Genomic DNA, 21222 nt, shown 5'->3' on the forward strand with positions numbered 1-21222 from the left:
TTTTATAGAATGAAAACAACTGTTTTTTTTAAAATAATTCTAGCACTTTCACTTTTCATAACAAAGACAGCTTATGCAATTGATCCCCCTGTAATTAAAGCAACAGGAAATCAAATTTATTGTCCAGGAACCTCATTAAATATTGTAAAAACAATAAATATTAGTTTTGACCCCGATGAACCAACTACTGATGCTGTTACAATTCAAATTTCTTCTGGGTATACTGCTGGAGATTTATTAACGCTAACAGGTTCTCACCCATCTGTTTCATACAATTGGATTGTATCAGAAGGAATGCTGAAATTGTCAAGCACAACTGGAGGCAAAATTCCTTATGCTGATTTTGAAGCTGCAATCAAAGATATTAAATTCTACAATAACAATACTTCTCCATCAGGAAATAGGACTTTTTCAATCAGCTTAGGAACAGGACAACTTAGTTACTTGCCCAGCAATGGTCATTATTATGAATATGTTGCTTCTTCTGGCATTAATTGGACAAGAGCCCGAAATGAAGCCGCAGTCAAAAGATATTATGGCCTACAAGGTTATTTAGCCACTTTAACAGTCGCTGATGAAGCACAATTAGCCGGAGCTCAAGCACCAGGAACAGGATGGATTGGCGGAAGTGATGCCGAAACTGAAGGAACATGGAAATGGGTTACTGGACCAGAAGCAGGAACTACTTTCTGGATGGGAAAAAATAACGGAACAACAACAGCTCCTTTTTATTATGCCAATTGGAACTCACCTAACGAACCAAATGACTCCAGAAATAATGAAGATTACGCTCACATAACTTCTTCGGCAGTAGGAAACCCAGGGACTTGGAACGATCTTCCGGAACAAGGAGATCCACCAGGGAACTACTACCCTAATGGTTACATAGTTGAATACGGCGGTATGCCCGAAGATCCTGTACTTCATATCTCAACAAGTACTACAATTACAATCGCAAAAATTACAACGACAACACCAAGCCCTATTTGTGCTTCAGCGACATGTACACTTCAAGCAAGTTCTACAACTGGAACAATAAACTGGTATGATGCTGCAACAAATGGAGATTCTCTTGAGACTGGTAATAGTTTTACAACTCCTCCACTTTATACCACCACAACCTATTATATTGATAACGGCTGTACTCCGAGAACTCCAATTATAGTAACTGTAAATCCATTGCCGATTGCAAATCCGGTAATAATTCCTAGACAATGTGATGACAATCAAGATGGAATAATCACTTTTAATACTGCTGTTCTTGAGACAACTTTATTAGGAAATCAAACAAACATAACCGTCACTTATTTTGACCAAAATAATAATCCGCTAAAAGATTCAAACGGAAATTTGGTAACTAGTCCCTTTCCTGCTAGTTTCACAACAACATCACAAACCATAAAAGCTGTTTTGACAAACAATTATTCTTTACACTGTTCTAACGAAACAACTATTAAATTTATCGCAGACGATTTACCCGAAGCTTTTGCCGTTCCTGCATCCTTAACCACAACTTGTGATGACGAACCAAATCCATTAAATCAAGATGGTAAATTTGCTTTTGACACTGCTACATTTGAAGCTTTCATTCTAAAAGGACAAACCGGAATGATGGTTAACTATTTTGATAAAAATGGATATCCATTATCAAGTCCACTCCCAAATCCATTTGTAACTGCAACTCAAAATATTTTAGTAACAGTAACAAATACAGCAAACACAAACTGCACCGCAACTACAACTTTGAATTTTGTTGTTAATCCTTTGCCAATTGTCAACGATGTTACAATTATTCAATGCGATACTGACTTGATTTCTGACGGAAAGACTCTTTTTAATTTGACAGTAAATAACAAACTAATTTCCGCAAATTATACCAATGAACTTTTCACTTATTATACTTCACAATCAGGAGCTAGTAGTGGTTTTTCAACCGATTTAATTTCAAATGATTTGGCTTTCGAAAACACAACAGCATCGACAATGAATGTTTGGGCGAGAGTTGCCAATAAAATTAGCGGTTGTTATAGAGTTGCCAAATTAACATTAAAAGTCCCAGCTACCAATCTTCTTTCTTCCTATAAAATCACAGTTCCTCCTGTTTGTGATGATTTTTTAGACGTTATTAACAATAATAGAGACGGAATTGCAACTTTTGATTTCTCTTGGACAAAAGCCACTATACAAACTCAACTCCCCATAAATCAAGTTTACACTATAAACTATTTTAGAAACCAAGCTGATGCCTTAGCCGAACTCAATGTGATTGCGGATATTTCAAATTACAGAAATATTGGTTATCGCGATTCTCAAGATATTTGGGTCCGGGTTGAAAGTAGTCTAGATAACGCTTGCGTTGGTTTAGGGCCTTATATTACTCTAAAAGTCGAGGCTTTACCTATTGCTAATTCTGTTGCAATTCCAAGACAATGTGATGATAACAACGATGGAATATTTTTATTCAACACTTCCTCACTTGAATCTGATTTATTAAAAGGCCAAAACAACGTAACGGTTACTTATTTCGATCAAACCAATAATCCTTTGAAAGATGCCAACGGTGATTTGATCATGAGTCCATTTCCGGTAAATTTTCTTTCCACTTCGCAATCCATTAAAGCTGTGATAACTAATAACACGCCGCAACAATGTTTTGAGAAAACTATAATAAATTTTGTCGTAGATGTTTCTCCAAAAGCATTTTCTATTTCTCCATCTTTGATAACAGCTTGCGATGACGAAGCGAACCCAATAAATCAAGATGGGAAGTTTGCCTTTGACTCCTCAACATTCGAATCCACCATTTTAGGCGGACAAACAGGAATGATTATCAAATATTATGACCAAAATAATGTCCTTTTACCAAGTCCATTGCCTAATCCTTTTATAACCGCTACTCAAAATATTACTACAATTGTTGAAAATCCATTAAATACAACTTGCACTGCATCGACGATATTAAAATTTGTTGTTAATCCAATACCGAAAATTAACTTGAATGCCAATGGTAGTGAAAATGAATTGGTTTGTTCTAATCTTCCCAGTTTTTTTGTAACTCTGGATGCTGGGATTCAGGATGGGTCTCCCACAAGCAATTACACCTACATTTGGTCAAAAGACGAAACTATCTTGATTGGTGAAATAGCCCCAATTCTTTCAGTAAACGCCGAAGGAAATTATGCTGTCCAAGTAACAAATAGTTCAGGTTGCAGTAGAATTCGAGCCATAAAAGTTACCGCTTCTGATTTGGCACATATCAAAAGTATTGATATTGTAGATTTAACCGATATAAATACAGTAACCATAGAAGTAACAGGCAAAGGAAGTTATGAATACAGCATTGATGAACCCAATGGATTTTGGCAAGACTCCAACTTCTTTACCAATGTTCCAGCTGGAGTTCATATTGTTTATATTAATGACAAGAATGGATGCGGTCCTGTTTTTCAAGAAATTGTAATTGTAGGTGTGCCGAATTTTTTTACACCAAACGGTGATAGCTATAATGATTATTGGAATATAAAAGGAGTGAATGAAACTTTTAATTCAAAATCCATTATCTACATTTATGACAGATACGGAAAACTTATAAAACAATGGATTCCTTCAGTAAATCTGGGTTGGGATGGCACCTTTAACGGAATCCCTTTACCTGCAGATGATTATTGGTTCACCTTAAAACTGGAAGATGGCAGAGAAAAAAAAGGTCACTTTTCGCTAAAAAGATAATTTTCAAATTTTAAACTTTAATTTTCTTTTGGATTTCTTCTAAAATATACAAATAATCTGCTTGATTTTTTACAAAATCCCGGTCCGAAACATCTATGATCAACACATTCAAATCAGTTTGAGATTTAATATAATCCAGATAACCGCTATTGATTTTATCCAAATATTCAGCTGGAATTTTTTGTTCATAGCTTCTGCCACGCTTTTTTATATTTTGCAAAAGCCTTTCTGAATTTTGATACAAATAAATATACAAGTCCGGTTTTGGCATTTCTCTGTAAATGATATCAAAAAGATTGCGATACAGGCGGTATTCGTCCTCGGCCAATGTTATTTTGGCAAAAATCAACGATTTAAAGATATGATAATCGGCAACCAGAAAGTCTTTAAACAAATCAAATTGTGCTAAATCATCTGATAATTGCTGGTATCTATCTGCAAGAAATGACATTTCAAGTGGAAACGCATACCGGTTTTGATCTTTGTAAAATTTAGGTAAGAAAGGATTATCTGCAAAACGTTCCAATACTGTTTTTGCATTAAAATCCTCAGAAATTTTAGTAGCCAAAGTTGTTTTTCCTGCTCCGATATTCCCTTCAAAAGCAACATAATTAAATTGCTCCAACGGAACATTCTGCAAAGGATTCACTAAATTCTGAACGACTGTACAAACACTTTCATCTGGAGACAAAGCCAATAATTCCGAAATATTTTTTTGAAGAATGGGATGCTTCCAATCTAAATTTAAGTCCTGCACGGGTAACAAAACAAAATTCCTGTTCTGCATTAAGGGATGTGGAATTTGGAGTTTTTCAGTAGTAATAACTTCCGAGTCGAAAGCAATCATATCTACATCAATTGTTCGTGATTGATACCCCTGCGACTTTGTTCGCAAACGTCCCAATCGTTTTTCCACTTTTAAAATCTGTGTTAGCACTTTATGAGCCGAATTAAAAGTATGCAAAACCAATGCACAATTATAAAAAGCATCACTTTCAAAACCCCAAGCAGGAGTTTCATATAATTTAGAAACTTTGATTACCGTCCCTATTTCCTGATGTATTACTTGTAAACAATGTTCGATATTTTCCAATCGATTCCCCTGATTACTTCCTATCGATAAAATGACCTGATGCTGTGATTTCATAATTAGATGCAAATTAACTAAAGAATTTTAGAATTAGCAATATATTTGTATGCGGTGTTGCTAATCAAACTTGGGATTTTCCCCCACGGCTTGTAACATTTCAATGTTTTGTACGACTTATAAAAAAAATATAATTATGAAATTTTTAGGAAATGTATTAGCGACTATTATAGGTATTTTTGTTTTCTTCATGTTATTCTTTTTTGGAATAATCCTTGTTGGAGCCATTTTTGGCGGTGAATCTGAAGGCGTTACGATAAAAGATAATACTGTTATTGAACTGAATTTAGAAGACATACAGAATGATTATGCCGGAAAATACAAAGATCCGTGGATGACTATTTTTTCAGAAAACAAAAAAGTAGGTTTATCTGATATTATCAATGCCGTTGAAGCAGCTGAAACGGATGATGATATCAAAGGAATTTCTATATTGAACAATGTTTCATCGCTAGGAATGGCTCAGAGTAAGGCCTTGAGAGATGCTTTGGAACACTTTAAAAAATCAGGAAAATTCGTCATGGCTTACGCCAACTCCTATTCGCAAAAAGAATATTACTTAAATTCTGTGGCCAGTCCCATTTATATAAATCCTGTGGGAGATCTGGATTTCAAAGGACTTTCTGCTGAACTTATGTTTTTTAAAGACTTTCAGGAAAAATCAGGTCTAAAAATGGAAGTAATCCGCCATGGAAAATACAAAAGTGCTGTGGAGCCGTTTTTAGAAAATAAAATGAGTGATGCCAATAGAGAACAAACGACAGCTTTACTGAATTCTGTTTGGAACTCCATCACCACTGACATTGCTAAAAGCAGAAACATCTCTGTGGCTAAATTAAATGAAATTGCCAACGGACTTCTTGCAAGAACTCCGGAAATGGCAAAAAACCAAAAATTAGTAGATATCATTGCTTATGAAGATGTGTACCATAATGCCATACGAAAAGTGCTTAATGTAACTACAGATAAGGAATACAACAAAGTATCTGTAATTGATTATGCACAGAAAATCGCTACCACTTCCCAAAGTTCTGACAGCACGGATGAAATTGCCATTATTTATGCCCAAGGAGAAATTATGGGCGGAGAAGGAGATGTCAATGTGATTGGTGAAGGTTCAATGCGTCGCTCGTTACAAGAAGCTCGAAAAAACAAAAATGTAAAGGCAATTGTACTTCGCATTGACAGTCCGGGCGGAAGTGCTTTGACCTCAGATTTGATCTGGAGAGAGATTGAACTGACTAAAAAAGTAAAACCCGTAGTCGTTTCTATGGGTAATTATGCGGCTTCAGGCGGGTATTATATTGCGTGTAATGCCAACACTATATTTGCTGAAGCAAACACAATCACTGGTTCCATTGGTGTTTTTGGAATATTGCCAAACTTTACGCCATTAGCCACTAAAATAGGAATATATACGGAACAGGTTAAAACACATGAAAATTCCGCCAATTACAGTCCTTTTGTTCCCATTGATGAAAACTTCAAAGCAGTTACGCTGGAAGGTGTGGAACACATTTACAAAACTTTTGTAACCCATGTGGCTGAAGGACGCAAGATGACATTTGCACAAGTAGATGCTATTGCGCAAGGTAGAGTTTGGACAGGTTCAGAAGCCTTGAAAATTGGACTCGTAGATAAAATTGGAGGATTAGACGATGCTATTGCGAAAGCGGCTTCCTTGGGGAAAACAAAAAATTACAGCACTCAAAATTATCCAGAATACGAGAAAAACTTTGATGATCTTTTAGCAAATCTTCCTTTTGCAAAATCGAAAGCAGATTTTATAAAAGAAGAAATAGGGGAAGAAAATTATCGTATTATGCAGGAAATTAAAAAAATACAAATGCAAAAAGGCGTTCAAGCCTTAATGCCGTTTGAAATTAACATGCATTAAAGAAAAAGATAAAGCTGCTATTAAATCCGTTTTTGCATTTGCTTAAACGGATTTTTTCATACAATATAGTTAAAGTATTGTTTATAAAAACACCATAAAAGTTACACTGTCCTAAAAATACTATTTTTGTAAAGGAATACAAGGCACCATTTTTGCCAAAGATATAAATCTAAAGACATTCAAATCATGCTAAAGAAAGTTTTAAAAATCATCGGAATACTCGTTATCCTGCTCGTCTTGACTTTATTTGCAGCTCCTTTTCTGTTTAAAGACCAAATAAAAGCCAAAATTTCTCAAGTCATCAATGAAAAAGTAGATGCCAAAGTCACATTTGCGGAAGCGGACTTAAGCTTATTCAAAAATTTTCCTAATGCAAATGTAACACTGGAAAAACTAGTCATCATAAACAAAGCTCCTTTTGAAGGCGACACATTGCTATCACTGGGCGAATTGAATTTAAAAATGTCTATTAAGGAACTTTTTAAAGGCAAAAATGAAGCGATAGTTATTGACGGAATCACTTCGAAAAACGGGTTAATAAATATCATTTTCAATAAAGACGGACTTGGGAATTATGACATTGCATTGAAAGAGAAAAAAACGGCAGCCGATGGAACAAGCAGTCCGTTATCCTTAAAAATCCAAGAGTATAAAATCGAAAATTTCAAGTTTCGTTATTTTGACGAAAGTTCAAAAATAAAAATGGTTGTCGACAGTTTGAACCACGAAGGAACTGGAGATTTTGCAGCCCAAAAATTAGATTTGGTAACCAAATCTACTGCAAAAATATCGCTGGATATGGACAAAGTCAATTACATGAAAAATGTTGCCTTGACTCTGGACGCCGTTTTGGGAATCGATTTAGAAAAAAGTAAATACACCTTCAAAGAAAATAAAGCGTTAATCAACCAATTGCCGCTGGAATTTGATGGATTTATTCAAATGGTGGAAACCGGTCAACAGTATGATTTGAAATTTAAAACGCCTACTTCCTCCTTCAAAAATTTCTTGGGAATAATTCCTGCAGCCTATGCCTCACGCTTAGACAACGTAAAAACAACCGGTGATTTTACGGTGGCAGGTTTTGCAAAAGGTTTGTATTCTGACACAACAGTGCCAAAATTTAATATAGAAATCGCTTCCCATAATGCTTCCTTTAAATACCCTGACTTACCAAAAACGGTTCAAAACATCATTATTGACACAAAAATCACCAATGAAACCGGAATTTTAAATGACACGTATGTCAATATTGACCAACTTTCTTTCAAGATAGATCAAGATGTTTTTAATGCCAAAGCCAACATCAAAAACATTACTCAAAACGCACTAGTTGATGCCATGTTAAAAGGAACTATCAATTTGTCCAATCTTTCTAAAGCGTATCCTATAAAACTCGATAAGCCATTATCCGGGATTTTAAAGGCTGATGTGACTACAAAATTTGATATGCAATCAGTAGAGAAAAGTCAATATGAAAACATTAAAAATGCGGGAACCATGAGTGTATCGGGTTTTAATTATGCGGATGAAAACGGCAAAACCATGAACATCAGCAATGCCTTGATCCAATTTAATCCTAGTCAAGTCAATTTGAAAGAACTGAATGCGACTACCGGAAAAAGCGACATTAGTGTAACGGGGGTATTAGAAAATTTTTACGGATTTATATTTAGAAATCAAGAATTGAAAGGAAACTTTTATATGAATTCTAAACAATTGGCCATTGACGATTTTATGACAACTGGTGAAACGACTAAAACGGCAACTAAAAAAGCAGATGCCATGAAGATTCCTGCTTTCTTAAATTGTACGCTTACCGCAAAAGCGACTACGGTGCTATATGATAATCTGACTCTGAAAGATGTTTCGGGAAAACTGATTGTGAAAGATGAAAAAGTGACTTTAGAAAATATAAAAACATCTATTTTTGGGGGAACTATTGCGGTGAATGGAGCTGTTTCCACAAAAGGAAAAACACCGGTTTTTAATATGGATTTAAAATTAAATCAAGTCGATATTGCGCAATCCTTCAACCAACTGGATCTGTTGAAAAAAATTGCTCCAATTTCCGGAATCATCAACGGGAAATTAAATTCAAGCATCAAATTGAACGGGAATCTTGATGCAACAGCACTGACTCCTGACTTGAAAACCCTTACTGGAGATTTACTAGGACAACTGCTTTCCACGACTGTAAACTCAACTAATTCGACTTTGCTGACCGCTTTAGGTGCTAACTTGAAATTCATTGACGTCAGTAAAATCAATTTAAATGATTTGAAAGCGGCAGTTACGTTCAAAGATGGAAAAGTAAATGTAAAACCTTTTGATATCAAGTACAAAGACATCAAGGCAACCATTGGAGGAACGCACGGTTTTGACCAAAGCATGAATTATAATTTAAAATTTGATGTTCCCGCTAAATATTTAGGTTCAGAGGCCAATGCTTTAATAGCAAAATTATCTGCTGCAGATGCGGCAAAATTAGAAAGCTTTCCGATAAATGCTGTTTTGGCGGGTAATTTTACAAATCCAAAAATCACAACGGACATCAACAGTGCGGTAGCTAAATTGACCACTCAACTCATAAACCAACAAAAAGACAGACTGGTAAAACAAGGAACGTCCGCTTTGACGGATTACATCAATAAAAACAAAAAGCCAGGAGACACGACAAAAACGGCCACTCCTAAAATTCCGGTAACTAAGGAAGAAGTAAAATCTAAGGCTGCAGCATTATTAAACGGATTTTTTAATAAGAAAAGTAAAGCAGTAGATACGACAAAAGTAAACTAAAGTAACTTTACAAAATATAATAAAGAGGATTTTAGGTGATGAAATTCCTTTTTTCTTGGCTAGCAATATTGGGTTTGTGATTTGTCTGCATGGTGTTTTCGTGTAGCTGTACGTGCGTAAAGGATGGTAGCGGCATCCTTTTATGAAGCGCAGCGGAGTAAAAGATACAGCGGACAGCCTGACCTTTTTTTAAAATTTTTATTTTAAAAAAGGATACGCCCAAAATTATATTACTTAAACCGCAATTGTAACCATATACCCTTCGGAACCACGGACATTAAAAACGGTTCCGTCTTCAAAAAGTAAATATTGCCCTTTTATTCCGGTAAGCTTCCCCTGAAACTGTGGTGTTTTATCTAAGCTCAAACTGTTTACCTTATTTGGATACTGCAAAACGGGGAAGTGCATCTCATACAAATCGTTTTTTTGCGAATAAAAATATTCCTGAACTTCGGTTGGAATAAGATTCTCAACCTTCAATCGTTCTGCGATTAAGTCAATTTGCTCCACATTGTTAGTCAGCATTTTTCTCCAATTGGTTTTATCGGCATAATAATTTTTCAATGCTACCTCGGTAATTCCTGCTAAGTATCTATTAGGGACTTCTACAATAGAAATGGCTTGGGTTGCGCCCTGATCAATCCATCGGGTTGGCACTTGCGACTTGCGGGTAACACCTACTTTGACTTCGCTGGACAAAGCCAGATACACAATATGCGGTTGCAATTGTACTTTTTCTTCATACGCTAAATCCCGATCCTGAATTCCAAGATGGGCGGTGCTCAACTCCGGTTTCATAATCCAATCGCCAACAGCTGCACTGGAATAGAAACAATCATAACAAAATCCCTGACGGAATATTTTTTTCTTCTTGCCACAATTCAAACATTGATATCCCACAAAATTGATTTCCAGTTCTTTATTCAACAACTGATTCACGTTTAAAAAACTATTCTCAAAAACCAAGTAATATTGAATTGGATTTCCAAATTCAGTTTGCATTTTTGTAAGTACACCTTCGTATGTCATTGTGATTAAAGTTTCCCGTTTAACACATCTAGTTAAACAAATTTTGTTATTTTTGGTAAAGTTATAACTCATAATTCATAATTCATAATTTAAAAATGCCACTAACCATAATCAATTCGTTTGCCTCTTGGGTTCTCAAACAAAGAATCCATCAGATCGAACTTTTCTTGAAATATCCAAACGAGGTTCAGGAAGAATTGCTCATGAATTTAATTCAGTCATCTAAAAATACTGTTTTAGGCAAACAATATGATTATGCTTCGATTCATTCCTATGCCACTTTTGCCGATAGAATTCCGATCTCTACTTACGAAGAATTACAACCATTGATTGAAAGAACCCGTAAATGTGAGCAGAATGTTTTTTGGGAAACACCGATAAAATGGTTTGCCAAATCCAGTGGAACCACAAATGCCAAAAGCAAATTCATACCCGTAAGCAACGAAGCCCTGGAAGGATGTCATTATAAAGGCACTAAGGATTTGTTGTGCTTGTATTTGAATAATAATGAAGATTCAGAACTGTTTCTTGGAAAAAGCCTGCGTCTTGGCGGAAGCTCTCAAATCTATGAAGACAACAATACGTTCTTTGGAGATTTATCTGCGATATTAATCGAAAACATGCCTATTTGGGCTGAATATAGCAGTACCCCGAGCAACAAAATTTCCTTGATGAGCGAATGGGAAACCAAAATTGCTGCGATTATAAACGAAACAAAAAACGAAAATGTAACCAGTTTTGCCGGAGTTCCTTCCTGGATGCTGGTTTTAATGAATAAAATGCTCGAAGAAACCGGAAAGGGAAATCTATTTGAAATTTGGCCAAATTTGGAAGTTTACTTTCACGGTGGTGTAAATTTTGAACCATACCGGGAACAGTACCAAAAAATATTCCCAAAAAAAGAGTTTAAATATTACGAAATATACAATGCTTCCGAAGGTTTTTTTGCCATTCAGGATTTAAATAATTCCAGTGATTTATTATTGATGTTGGATTACGGAATTTTCTATGAATTCATCCCAATGGATACTTTTGGGACTCCGGATCAAAAAACGATTCGATTGGCAGATGTGGAATTGTTCAAAAATTATGCTTTGGTCATTACCACCAATTCTGGTTTGTGGCGCTATTTGATTGGTGATACTGTTCGTTTCACCTCATTGAATCCATACCGAATTCGGGTAACGGGAAGAACCAAGCATCACATTAATGTTTTTGGTGAAGAATTGATGGTTGAAAATACCGATCAGGCTATTGCCAAAGCGTGCAAACTAACCCAAACGGAAGTGGTTGATTACACCGTTGCGCCTATATTTATGGAAGGCAAAGAAAAAGGTGCTCACGAATGGATGATTGAATTTAAAAACCCTCCAGCTGATGTATCACAATTCCAGAAAGCATTAGACGAATCCATACAATCTTTAAACTCCGATTATGAAGCGAAGCGTTACAACAACATGACATTAAATCCGTTAGTAATCAATGTAGCGCGAAAAAATTTGTTTTACGACTGGCTAAAAGATCGTGACAAACTAGGCGGGCAACATAAAATTCCGAGATTATCAAACCAAAGGGATTATTTAGAGCAGTTGAAAAGTATGCAGTTTCAAAGCGTATAAAAATGATGAGATGAAAAAAATTCTTTATATCCTGTTGACAGGAATTTTCTTGAGTTCCTGCGGACCACATAGAATGCGTTGTGGCGCCAGAGGAATTTGTAAATCTTCCGAAAAACAAACACTGGAAAAACCTGAAAAAATATTTAGCATTAAAGTATAAAAAAAGCTATCCAAAAATCATTTTTTGGACAGCCTATTTTTATAATTATTAAAGTATTTTACTCCTAATCCATCATATCAATATGTCTGTCGTGGTAACCTAATAGGTATAAAACACCGTCGAGTCCTAAGCTGGAAATAGAACTTTCTGCTTTTTCTTTTACCGTTGGTTTGGCATGAAAAGCAATTCCTAAACCTGCCAAATTCAACATCGGCAAGTCATTGGCACCATCACCAACTGCAATAGTTTGGTTGATATGAATGCCTTCCTTATCAGCAATCGCCTGAAGGTATTCCGCTTTCTTTTTACCATCCACAATTTCACCTAAATAGTTACCTGTCAATTTTCCGTCTTTAATTTCCAATTCATTCGCATGAACATAATCAATCCCTAATTCTTTTTGCAGGTACTTCCCAAAAAACGTAAAACCTCCGGACAATATAGCGGTTTTATAACCGTAATATTTCAAGGCCTTCATCAAGCGATGTGCTCCTTTAGTAATAGGCAGATTCTCAGCAACTGTTTGCAGTACCTCTTCACTCAAGCCTTCAAGCAAGGCCATGCGTTGCTTGAAGCTTTCGCTAAAATCGATTTCACCATTCATGGCTGCTTCTGTGATTGCTCTAACTTGCTCTCCCACACCCGCTAACTCTGCCAGTTCATCAATTACTTCGGTTTGAATCAGCGTCGAATCCATATCAAAACACACCAAACGGCGGTTTCTTCGGTACATATTATCTTCTTGAAAAGAAATATCCACATCTAACGTTCTGGAAATTTCCATAAAACTGGCGGTCATAAACGTTTTGTCGACAATCGTTCCTGTAACCGACAATTGTATGCACGAACGAGGGAATTCTTCTTTATCAATAATAGATACCCTGCCGGTTAATCTTTTAATTGCATCAATATTCAAATTTTGGTTGGATAGTATTTTGGTTACTGCCGCCAATTGTACAGCCGTTAAGGTTTCTCCTAAAACATTGATGGTGTAGCGTTGTTTGCGCTGCGCTTTGACCCAAATTTCGTAATCTGCAATAGATATAGGAATAAACTTGACTTTGACACCCAATTCGTATGCTTTAAATAACAAGTCTTTTAAAACTGGACCAGACGAAGAACCCGCTTTTATTTCAAATAAAATACCTAAAGAAAGCGTATCATGAATATCCGCTTGTCCAATATCTAAAATAATAGCATCATAAGTAGCCAAGATGGATGTTAAACCAGCAGTGACTCCCGGTTTATCTTGTCCAGAAACTTTTAATAAAATTACCTCTATCTCGTCTTTTTGCATCTTATATATAATTGATTTAGAATGTACAAAAATCGACAATCTGACGTTGATAAAAAATAATAATGTTCCTTTTTTTGAACAATAACAAATAGTGTAATTTCCCCATAAAAAAACCTGTTCAAATGAATGAACAGGTTTATATTTTTAAGAAAAATGCATTTTTTACGATGCAATCTCCAAACGCTTCAATAAATTTTTATTCAACGTTTCTTTAGCATAAGTTACGTCAATTTCTAATACTTTATCATCAGAACTAGGCAATTCATACATCGCATCGGTCAAGATAGCTTCACATAACGAACGCAATCCACGAGCGCCTAATTTATATTCTAATGCTTTATCAACAATAAAATCCAGTGCTTCATTGGTAATCGTGAATTCAACATCATCCATCAAAAACAACTTCTCGTATTGTTTGATTAACGCATTTTTAGGTTGTGTCAAAATTGCACGCAAGGTTTCTCTATCTAAAGGATCCATGTGTGTCAAAACTGGCAAACGACCAATAATCTCTGGAATCAAACCAAAATCTTTGATATCCTTTGGAATAATGTATTGCAACAAATTGTCTTTGTCAATATTGTCCACATTTTTTGAAGTAGAATAACCCACCGCTTGACGGTTCAATCGTTTCGAAATTATTCTTTCGATTCCATCAAAAGCACCACCGGCAATAAACAAAATGTTTTGTGTATTTACCTCCACAAATTTTTGGTCCGGGTGCTTACGTCCTCCTTTTGGTGGTACATTTACAACCGTTCCTTCCAATAATTTCAATAATGCTTGTTGCACCCCTTCACCGGAAACGTCACGCGTAATAGAAGGATTGTCACTTTTACGTGCAATTTTATCTATTTCGTCAATGAATACAATGCCGCGTTCTGCTTTGGCAACATCATAATCAGCAGCTTGCAAAAGACGTGTCAAGATACTTTCGACATCTTCCCCAACATAACCTGCTTCAGTAAGAACTGTCGCATCAACAATCGCTAAAGGCACATCCAACATTTTTGCAATGGTTTTAGCCACCAATGTTTTTCCTGTTCCAGTTTGTCCCACCATGATGATGTTACTTTTTTCAATCTCAACCTCATCGTCCAGTTGCTGTTGCATCAAACGTTTGTAGTGATTGTAAACCGCAACCGACATCACCTTTTTAGTTTGATCTTGTCCAATCACATATTGATCCAAAAACGCTCTGATTTCTTTTGGTTTCTTTAAAATCAAATCTCCAACCAGCTTTGAACTTCCACTAGATTTTATTTCTTCAAGAACAATCCCGTGCGCTTGTTCAATACATTTATCACAGATATGTGCATTGATCCCAGCAATCAATAATTGGGTTTCTGGCTTCTTTCTTCCACAAAACGAACACTCTAATACTACTTTTGCCATTTTTATAGTCTAATGTCATAAAGTCAAAAGTCGTAAAGTCTGAGCAATGCTTTTGACTTTCCAACTTTTGACTTTCGACTAATAATTTATCCTCTTACTAAAACTTCATCAATCATTCCGTATGCTTTTGCTTCTTCGGCGATCATCCAATAATCACGTTCGCTATCCGTATGAACCTTATCGAAAGTTTGTCCGGAGTGGTGAGAGATAATTTTATACAACTCATCTTTAAGTTTCAACATTTCACGTAAGTTGATTTCCATATCCGTTGCTACTCCTTGCGCTCCACCTGATGGTTGGTGAATCATTACTCTTGAATGTGGCAATGCCGAACGTTTTCCTGCTGCACCGGCGCATAAAAGCACTGCTCCCATGGAAGCTGCCATTCCGGTACATATGGTTGCTACATCTGGTTTAATGTATTGCATCGTGTCATAAATTCCTAATCCTGCGTAAACGCTTCCTCCTGGAGAGTTCAAATAAATTTGAATATCTTTAGAAGCATCGGCACTTTCAAGGAATAACAATTGTGCTTGAACGATGTTTGCAATTTGGTCGTCTATTCCTGTTCCAAGGAATATAATTCTGTCCATCATCAATCTGGAGAAAACGTCTAATTGTGAAATATTCAACTGACGTTCTTCAATGATATAGGGAGTCATGTTTTTAGGAGTCATTGCGCCTACAATTTTATCGTAATACATAGAGTTTACGCCGTGGTCCTTTGTAGCAAATTTTTTAAATTCTTTACCGTAGTTCATATTTTTTTGTTCTAAGTTTTACGTTATATCTTGTCTATTTCTTTTAATGCAAAGGTCATACCTATTTACAAATGATGTCAATATGTCTTATTTGTAGCCCAGATGGGAGTAAAAAGCTTTTTGAATTCCGTTTTTAAGTTTTTTTATTCTTGCAAAGCGACTGAAAGAAGCTCTTGCAGGAATTTAAAAAACTAAAACGGAAGAAAAAACTTGTAACGTACAGCTGGATTGGCTCCCGCAACTAATTGAAACAAAAGAGCGTCAAAAAATATTTTTTTCTGACGCTCAAATATACTTATTTTTTATTGTTTTGCATTTGTAATAGAATCTTAAAATTTGAAACAACTAACGAAATTGTTTCCGTCTTTTCAACTTTTGACTTTATGACATTTGACTTTACGACTAAAATTTATTCTCCGTAAGACGCTGCAATAAATTCGTCATACGTTACTTCTTTAGTGGTAGGATTTGCTTTTTCTTTGAATAATTCCAATAATTTATCAGCAACAACTTGGTCCGAAAGTCTTTTCACTTCGTCTTGGTTTGACAAAACTCTTGCTACAATTCCTTGAACTTCTTCGTCAGTAGGATTTGTTTGTCCGAATTGTGCCATTTGCTGACGGATGTTTTTTGTAGTGAATGTTTTCAAGTCTTCAAAAGTGATTTTGATGTCAGATTGAGCCATAGCTCTACCTTCGATCAATTGAAAACGCAATCCTTTTTCAGAACGTGCATATTCAACTTCAGCTTCCTCAGGAGATAATTTTTTCTCCCCTACAGTTTGCAACCATTTTTTAAGGAATTCAGAAGGTAAATCAAATTTGGTGCTTTCGATTAAAAACTCCGTAACATCCCCTAATAATTTTTGATCCGCTTGTTGTGCAAATTGAGTTTCGGCATCTTCTTTGATTTTCGCTTTCAATTCTTCAAGTGAAGAAACAGTTCCAGCACCAAACAATTTGTCGAACAATTCTTGGTTCAATTCTGCTAATTCAGCCGTGTTGATCGCTTCGATTGTGAAGTTCACTTCAACCTCTAATCCGTGAACGTCATCATGACTTACTTTCATCACGTCCATCAATTGGTGGTCGTCTTCAAATAAACCTTTAGTATTTACAGTCACAACATCTCCTGCTTTTTTACCGATGAATAAATCAAAAGTCGCTTTGTCTTTAAAAAGATCAGCAGCAATAGTGGTTGCGTTATTAATTCCTTTTTCTTCGTTTGTAAAAGTTCCCGTTACATCTGAATCTGCAGCAACAACTTCTTGGGGAATTGCAGTTCCAAATTGTTTTTGGATTCTTTCCAACTGGCCTTCGATCATTTTATCATCCGCTGAAACCACATATTTAACGATGTCATTTTTAGCTTCAAGATCCAATTCGAAATTAGGAACCAATCCTATTTCATATTCAAAAACCAATTCTTCAGCACTCCAGTCAAAGTCTTCGTTTACTTTAGCAAGTGGCGTTCCAAGAAGGTTTAATCTTTCTGATTGTACGAAACGCTCCAAAGCTAAATCTACCACTTTCTGAACCTCTTCCTGTTTGATTGCTTTACCGTATTGTTTTTCAACAAGATCTTTAGGCACAGCTCCTTTTCTAAATCCTTTAACCGTTGCCAAAGGCATTTTTTCGTTTATTCTTTTTGCAACTTGTCCTTTGTAATCCATGTGAACAACAGTCATTACAATTGTTTCCGTCACAGCGTCTATTGCTACTCTTTTGATATCCATCTTCTTCTTTAATTTACATAATAAAATTGGACTGCAAAATTATAAAATTTTTGCAACCCAAACAAATATTTTACCATTTTGAATTTTAGGCAGTTATTTGACAAAATCACAGGTTGGAAAAGGAAACTAATTTGGGCGTGTCCCTGCAGATTGCTTCCTCGTTCCTCCTCGCAACTTTGGGTCAGGCTGTTCGTTCCCGCTTTTTATCGCCTGCCAAAAAAAGGCAGCCCATAAAAGAGCTCCACTGCCATCCTTCACGCGGATCGTGGTATGCGACATATAAAATTGCTTAGAAATTTTGACGAATTAGTGATAATTATGTTGGAATTTTTTCGTTTTAACAACAAAAATATTGTATGTTTACAGTAAATTAGTTGCGCCATGGGGAAAGCCACACGTAAAACAAAGCCTTTCGACACTAAAAGAAGTGTCCTAAAAGCATCTGGTAATGCTGTAAATATTAGAAAATCTTTATTGAGTTCTGATGGCAAGGAATATAAATGGAGCAATAAGCTTGAGCGTGTTAATGTCATCAGAGCTGGCATTCCATATGATTCAATTGAATTAATTAGCAAAAGACTTAATAATCCCATTAAGTCAGTTCTGGCAATAGTTGGGATTCCACAGACTACATATAATAAGAAAAAAAGCGAACATTTACTTTTGGACAGTAGAAATAGTGAATTAGTGATTCTAATTAACGAGTTAATTGACTATGGCTTGGAAGTTTTCAATAACGAGGAAGAAAAATTTCAACGCTGGTTAAAAAAACCTAACTTGTCTATTGGGGGAAGTTCACCTGAAAATATGCTTGACACAATAACAGGCATTAACGAGGTTAAGTTTAGTTTGAATCGCTTAGAATTCGGAAATTTAGCGTAATGATAGTATTTAGAATTGAACGTGAAAAATATTTGAGTACTACGTTAAATGGAATAGGCGCGTCGATTTCTGAGGGTTATCGCTGGAATAGTCTGAATACTAGAATCGTTTATACTGCTGAAACTAGAGCTTTAGCAACATTGGAAGTTTCTGTTCATTTAGATTTAAGCGAGGATTTACCCGATGATCGTTTTTATGTCGAAATTGAAGTACCTGATGGAATTACTATACAGGAAGTAAAGCTGGAAGATTTACCAAATGATTGGAATTCAAAACCACCATCTTTAACAACCCAAACCATCGGTGATGATTTCGTAAATTACAATGAAGCTGCCATTTTAAAAGTCCCTAGTAGTATTGTACCAAAAGAATTTAATTATTTAATAAACCCTGTTCATCCAGATTCATCAAAAATTAAGGTCGTTAGCACTTCAAAAATGATGTTTGATCAGCGATTAAAAAGTGTAAAAGAATAAATTACCGTTAACAGCAGGCAAAGCTCGGCAAAGCATTCATTAAAACAATAAATTTGTCGTACAAGCCATAAAATCCTAACAAAACCAGTTGTACAACTTACCAATAATTAAAATTAAATAGATTGACAAAGAATTTAAAATATCTTATTTTCCTTTTTCTGGCTTTTGGTCTGATGGTAAATGATGGTAAATGATGGTGCTTTAGATTCTCAATCAAATTCAGCAGATTATTATCAATTCTCGAACGTAATTCTAAGACGAGAATTAAACTGTAAGCGTTCAAAATTATACGTGTTCCATCAGATAAAACCAGATGGCTCGGAAATAAACTCAGTTTTCCCCTTAACAGATAGCGTGGTTTTGCAAACCGTGCCCATTCCAATTGGTAATTATAACACTTAGTCGGTAGGTAGCCGAAGAAATAAAGCTAACAAAACCATAAAAAAAACTGACATTAAAACGTAAAAAAGCTATCCCGCTTTAAGGATATAGCTTTTCTGACTTGTTTTATCTGCATTCGTTGGCGGGCACGGTTTGCAAAACCGCGCTATCCTTAGTGACACTATATCTGATAGGTCGGGTCGTGGTCTTCAACAATATAAGTTACTTTGATAATTTATAATAATTTATTTATATATTTGAAAACAGGTAAAACGAAACAAACCTTCGCCAATCTACCCATATTTGGGTGTATAAGCGCTAGTTTGTAGCGGGTATATACTAGTTATGCGTCAGCAGGTTGGAACGCACAGAAAAAGGAAACTTATTTAAAACAAGAAAAATATGACGTTTTTAATTATCATAGTTATTGGAGGATTAATTTGGTATTCGATGAAAATTGGATTTAATATTGGTGCTCTAATTGGGGGAATAATAGGAGTTATAGTTGGTTCAAGCATAGGACTAGCAGGAAGTGGTGGCGCATCAAATGGTTGGATTATTTTTGGTGCTATTGGTTTTGTTGTAGGAGGTTTAATCAGAAAAAAATAAATAACTAAAAAAACAACTATGGGATTAATTTTAATAATAATTGGAATAATTATACAAATGGCTTTAGCAAAATCTAGTCCTGATTCTGATGACTATTTTGAAAACGCATCTAGGTTTATGATAAACCCGATGACAAGACTTATACTTGGATTATTAAGTTGGATTTTAATCATAATGGGAGTTATTAGATTATTTTCTTAAATGAAAAATACTTGCAAAATCTATTTCGAAATCGAACATAGAATATTCGTTTGAGATAAAAATAAATCGAAAACTTAAATGAACAATTGGAATAAATATACTGCCGAACGCATAACAGCTAGGGATTCGTTGCGTGCGCAGCACGAACAATGAAACCCGGGTTGAACGGAACCGATTGTACGTCCGTTAATACTATGGAGTTGTCGTAAAGTTTTTAGAGAGAATTACAAGAGGCAAGCGAGCCTCTTTTTTTGTAGCGTGGTTTTAGTTTGGTTTTTTTCGTGTTTTCCTTCACTTTTGAACACAAGTTCCCTTACCCATAATTTAGCTTTTACAAGGAATGGTGTTTTGGCTACCGCCAAGATACCAAGCAGGTGGACCACGCTGGTCAAAGACTGCTATTCGGTGTAAATTTCCTGTTTTACAACACGGACATTTAGGCATAAAGGGCTTCTTTTCTACTTTTTCCAAGACTTTCACTTTGAGCTTTTCTTGTAAAAGCTTGAGCTTTTGTCGCTTCCAAGTGCTGCTCAAAAAACCCTAATGTCGGATCTTAACACCCGAGCCCAAAGGGCGAACTGACGAAGTAAAACGTTTGGGCAAAATATGCAACGCAAAACGCCTGATAAATTCATGATGCGTGAGTGTCATTTGTTTTTTCACACCCGCTACTCGGTAATCCTTATAAGTAAAAGTCACGTTTTCATTGTCAATGTTCTTGATTCGATGGTTGCTAATGGCAATTTTATGGGTGTATCTGCCCAAATATTCCACCACAGACTTTGGACTTCCAAAAGGCTTCTTAGCAAATACAACCCAAGGCTTGCGCCACAATTCTTTCCGGATTTGTTCGTATTCTGTGCAAATGGATTTATATTTTGGGATACTAAGAGCAATATTTAACCCTTTTTACGGACTGTTTTATTTTAATAATCATAAAGCGAGTTTTGCCAGAACGAGTTTTAATTGTAGTTTAAATAACATATATTTACTCACTGTTTAACCAAATACAGTTCGTTTAGAGGGTTTTAGACGAACTGACGTTGTGCGACATGCGAAAAAAAAAATCGTACTAAACAACTTCATGTCTAAAAAAGATATACCT

At 35.6% G+C, this 21222-nt stretch carries 14 protein-coding genes and 1 pseudogene; 8 read left to right on the forward strand and 7 right to left on the reverse strand.

Annotated elements, in window-relative coordinates; translation table 11 throughout:
* Positions 1-9 precede the first annotated feature (9 nt).
* The gene (locus EKL95_RS01505; RefSeq protein ID WP_126563379.1) at positions 10-3729 is read left to right on the forward strand and encodes a T9SS type B sorting domain-containing protein; all 3720 of its coding nucleotides are present in this window, start codon (positions 10-12) and stop codon (positions 3727-3729) included.
* A 10-nt stretch (positions 3730-3739) separates the two neighbouring features.
* Here the strand turns inward: EKL95_RS01505 and folK are convergent, their stop codons facing one another.
* Positions 3740-4876: a 2-amino-4-hydroxy-6-hydroxymethyldihydropteridine diphosphokinase gene (gene folK, locus EKL95_RS01510; RefSeq protein ID WP_126563380.1), complete on the reverse strand. Its 1137-nt coding sequence runs from the start codon at positions 4874-4876 to the stop codon at positions 3740-3742.
* A gap of 136 nt (positions 4877-5012) precedes the next feature.
* On the opposite strand from folK, the gene sppA reads away from it, so the two are divergent.
* Both sppA and EKL95_RS01520 read left to right on the forward strand, forming a co-directional pair.
* The gene (gene sppA, locus EKL95_RS01515; RefSeq protein ID WP_126563381.1) at positions 5013-6773 is read left to right on the forward strand and encodes a signal peptide peptidase SppA; all 1761 of its coding nucleotides are present in this window, start codon (positions 5013-5015) and stop codon (positions 6771-6773) included.
* A gap of 186 nt (positions 6774-6959) precedes the next feature.
* Complete coding sequence (locus EKL95_RS01520) at positions 6960-9572, forward strand: AsmA-like C-terminal region-containing protein (RefSeq protein WP_126563382.1); 2613 nt, start codon at positions 6960-6962, stop codon at positions 9570-9572.
* 234 nt (positions 9573-9806) lie between these two features.
* On the opposite strand, the gene EKL95_RS01525 is transcribed toward EKL95_RS01520, so the two are convergent.
* Positions 9807-10601 carry a DUF2797 domain-containing protein gene (locus tag EKL95_RS01525; protein ID WP_126451741.1) on the reverse strand — a complete coding sequence of 265 codons (795 nt, stop codon included), beginning with the start codon at positions 10599-10601 and terminating at the stop codon, positions 9807-9809.
* Positions 10602-10696: 95 nt separating this feature from the next.
* Here EKL95_RS01525 and EKL95_RS01530 point away from each other — a divergent pair, with 95 nt between their 5' ends.
* Both EKL95_RS01530 and EKL95_RS14860 read left to right on the forward strand, forming a co-directional pair.
* Positions 10697-12220 (forward strand): GH3 auxin-responsive promoter family protein, encoded by a 1524-nt coding sequence (locus EKL95_RS01530; protein ID WP_126563383.1) that lies wholly within the window; start codon positions 10697-10699, stop codon positions 12218-12220.
* A 10-nt stretch (positions 12221-12230) separates the two neighbouring features.
* The gene (locus EKL95_RS14860) at positions 12231-12380 is read left to right on the forward strand and encodes a hypothetical protein (protein WP_158614834.1); all 150 of its coding nucleotides are present in this window, start codon (positions 12231-12233) and stop codon (positions 12378-12380) included.
* A gap of 64 nt (positions 12381-12444) precedes the next feature.
* Here the strand turns inward: EKL95_RS14860 and serB are convergent, their stop codons facing one another.
* The 4 genes from serB to EKL95_RS01550 all read right to left on the reverse strand — a co-directional run bounded on the left by serB (position 12445) and on the right by EKL95_RS01550 (position 17568).
* Positions 12445-13677 carry a phosphoserine phosphatase SerB gene (gene serB / locus EKL95_RS01535; RefSeq protein WP_126563384.1) on the reverse strand — a complete coding sequence of 411 codons (1233 nt, stop codon included), beginning with the start codon at positions 13675-13677 and terminating at the stop codon, positions 12445-12447.
* A 162-nt stretch (positions 13678-13839) separates the two neighbouring features.
* Positions 13840-15072 (reverse strand): ATP-dependent Clp protease ATP-binding subunit ClpX, encoded by a 1233-nt coding sequence (gene clpX, locus EKL95_RS01540; protein WP_126515929.1) that lies wholly within the window; start codon positions 15070-15072, stop codon positions 13840-13842.
* Positions 15073-15158: 86 nt separating this feature from the next.
* On the reverse strand, positions 15159-15833 hold the full coding sequence (clpP, locus tag EKL95_RS01545; RefSeq protein ID WP_126458632.1) for an ATP-dependent Clp endopeptidase proteolytic subunit ClpP: 675 nt from the start codon (positions 15831-15833) through the stop codon (positions 15159-15161).
* A gap of 409 nt (positions 15834-16242) precedes the next feature.
* Positions 16243-17568 (reverse strand): trigger factor, encoded by a 1326-nt coding sequence (locus EKL95_RS01550; protein ID WP_126562747.1) that lies wholly within the window; start codon positions 17566-17568, stop codon positions 16243-16245.
* 381 nt (positions 17569-17949) lie between these two features.
* Between EKL95_RS01550 and EKL95_RS01555 the strand changes: the two genes are divergently transcribed.
* The 3 genes from EKL95_RS01555 (at position 17950) to EKL95_RS01565 (ending at position 19916) form a co-directional block, all read left to right on the forward strand.
* Positions 17950-18450: an antitoxin Xre/MbcA/ParS toxin-binding domain-containing protein gene (locus EKL95_RS01555; RefSeq protein WP_126563385.1), complete on the forward strand. Its 501-nt coding sequence runs from the start codon at positions 17950-17952 to the stop codon at positions 18448-18450.
* Positions 18450-18926: an RES family NAD+ phosphorylase gene (locus EKL95_RS01560; protein ID WP_126451733.1), complete on the forward strand. Its 477-nt coding sequence runs from the start codon at positions 18450-18452 to the stop codon at positions 18924-18926. The genes EKL95_RS01555 and EKL95_RS01560 overlap by 1 nt, the downstream gene beginning before the upstream one ends.
* A gap of 783 nt (positions 18927-19709) precedes the next feature.
* On the forward strand, positions 19710-19916 hold the full coding sequence (locus EKL95_RS01565; RefSeq protein ID WP_126563386.1) for a hypothetical protein: 207 nt from the start codon (positions 19710-19712) through the stop codon (positions 19914-19916).
* A gap of 525 nt (positions 19917-20441) precedes the next feature.
* Here the strand turns inward: EKL95_RS01565 and EKL95_RS01570 are convergent.
* Positions 20442-20975: pseudogene (locus EKL95_RS01570) on the reverse strand (transposase); the annotation flags it as partial.
* Positions 20976-21222: the final 247 nt, after the last annotated feature.

Source organism: Flavobacterium sp. LB2P53 (assembly GCF_003970305.1).
Classification (GTDB): domain Bacteria; phylum Bacteroidota; class Bacteroidia; order Flavobacteriales; family Flavobacteriaceae; genus Flavobacterium.

Bases quoted from the DNA above. Each gene is read 5' to 3' on its own strand.
- EKL95_RS01505 (WP_126563379.1), top strand. From the start codon at position 10: ATGAAAACAACTGTTTTTTTTAAAATAATTCTAGCACTTTCACTTTTC.
- folK (WP_126563380.1), bottom strand. From the start codon at position 4,876: ATGAAATCACAGCATCAGGTCATTTTATCGATAGGAAGTAATCAGGGG.
- sppA (WP_126563381.1), top strand. From the start codon at position 5,013: ATGAAATTTTTAGGAAATGTATTAGCGACTATTATAGGTATTTTTGTT.
- EKL95_RS01520 (WP_126563382.1), top strand. From the start codon at position 6,960: ATGCTAAAGAAAGTTTTAAAAATCATCGGAATACTCGTTATCCTGCTC.
- EKL95_RS01525 (WP_126451741.1), bottom strand. From the start codon at position 10,601: ATGACATACGAAGGTGTACTTACAAAAATGCAAACTGAATTTGGAAAT.
- EKL95_RS01530 (WP_126563383.1), top strand. From the start codon at position 10,697: ATGCCACTAACCATAATCAATTCGTTTGCCTCTTGGGTTCTCAAACAA.
- EKL95_RS14860 (WP_158614834.1), top strand. From the start codon at position 12,231: ATGAAAAAAATTCTTTATATCCTGTTGACAGGAATTTTCTTGAGTTCC.
- serB (WP_126563384.1), bottom strand. From the start codon at position 13,677: ATGCAAAAAGACGAGATAGAGGTAATTTTATTAAAAGTTTCTGGACAA.
- clpX (WP_126515929.1), bottom strand. From the start codon at position 15,072: ATGGCAAAAGTAGTATTAGAGTGTTCGTTTTGTGGAAGAAAGAAGCCA.
- clpP (WP_126458632.1), bottom strand. From the start codon at position 15,833: ATGAACTACGGTAAAGAATTTAAAAAATTTGCTACAAAGGACCACGGC.
- EKL95_RS01550 (WP_126562747.1), bottom strand. From the start codon at position 17,568: ATGGATATCAAAAGAGTAGCAATAGACGCTGTGACGGAAACAATTGTA.
- EKL95_RS01555 (WP_126563385.1), top strand. From the start codon at position 17,950: ATGGGGAAAGCCACACGTAAAACAAAGCCTTTCGACACTAAAAGAAGT.
- EKL95_RS01560 (WP_126451733.1), top strand. From the start codon at position 18,450: ATGATAGTATTTAGAATTGAACGTGAAAAATATTTGAGTACTACGTTA.
- EKL95_RS01565 (WP_126563386.1), top strand. From the start codon at position 19,710: ATGACGTTTTTAATTATCATAGTTATTGGAGGATTAATTTGGTATTCG.